Annotated in this window: 1 protein-coding gene; it reads left to right on the top strand. The window is 71.3% G+C overall.

What is annotated here, in order from left to right:
* Positions 1–180 precede the first annotated feature (180 nt).
* Positions 181–989, top strand: an 809-nt coding sequence (locus E1288_RS46480; RefSeq protein WP_132495743.1) for an aldo/keto reductase, incomplete at its 3' end; no start/stop codon positions are given.

Below are 989 nucleotides of genomic sequence, written 5' to 3'. Positions count from 1 at the left end.
CTCCCCCACCCCGGGCAACCACATCCCACCAGGTCAGCGAACGACTGATCACAGCGAGCAACGAAGAAACCCGGCACCCACCGGCACCACGACCCGAACTGTGATCCGGAACACCCAGAACCAGACCCGCCGCAGCAGCCTCACCCCCCACGACCGCCACAGGCAATACCCTCACCCACCGTGGAACACCGACAACTCGGCCGCAGCGGCCTCCGCGTCTCCCGACTCGCCCTCGGCACCATGACCTGGGGACTCGACACCGACGCCGACGAAGCCGCCGAGCAACTGTCCACCTTCCACGAAGCCGGCGGCACCCTCATCGACACCGCCGACGTCTACCAGGACGGCCACACCGAAGAAATCCTCGGCGACCTCCTCACCACCCAACTCCCCCGCGACGAAATCGTCCTCGCCACCAAAGCCGTCGCCCGCCGCAAACCCGGCCCCTTCGGCGGCGGCGCCTCCCGCGGCGCCCTCCTCACCGCCCTCGACGGCTCACTGCGCCGCCTCCGCACCGACCACGTCGACCTCTGGCAACTCCACGCCTGGGACCCCTCCGTCCCCCTCGACGAAACCCTCTCCGCCATCGACACCGCCGTCACCAGCGGCCGCGTCCGATACGCCGGCATCTCCAACTACGCAGGCTGGCAACTCGCCACCGCCGCCACCCACCACGGCCTCGGCCTCCTCGCCTGGGCACCACTCGGCCGCGGCGTCCTCACCGGCAAATACCGCAACGCCACGCCACCCGACTCCCGCGGCGCCACCAGCCACCTCGCCAGCTACGTCGAACACCACCGCACCGAACGCGCCGCCCGCATCGTCCAAGCCGTCCTCACCGCAGCCGAAGGCCTCGGCTCCGCACCCGTCCACGTCGCCCTCGCCTGGGTCCGCGACCGCCCCGGCGTCACCGCCCCCATCCTCGGCGCCCGCACCAACGCCCAGCTCAAAACCGCCCTCGCCGCCGAAGACCTCACCCTCCCCCCAGC

The sequence above is a fragment of the Saccharopolyspora elongata genome (genome assembly GCF_004348985.1).
In the GTDB taxonomy this organism is placed as follows: domain Bacteria; phylum Actinomycetota; class Actinomycetes; order Mycobacteriales; family Pseudonocardiaceae; genus Saccharopolyspora; species Saccharopolyspora elongata.
This window is presented reverse-complemented; position numbering and strand designations above follow the sequence as displayed.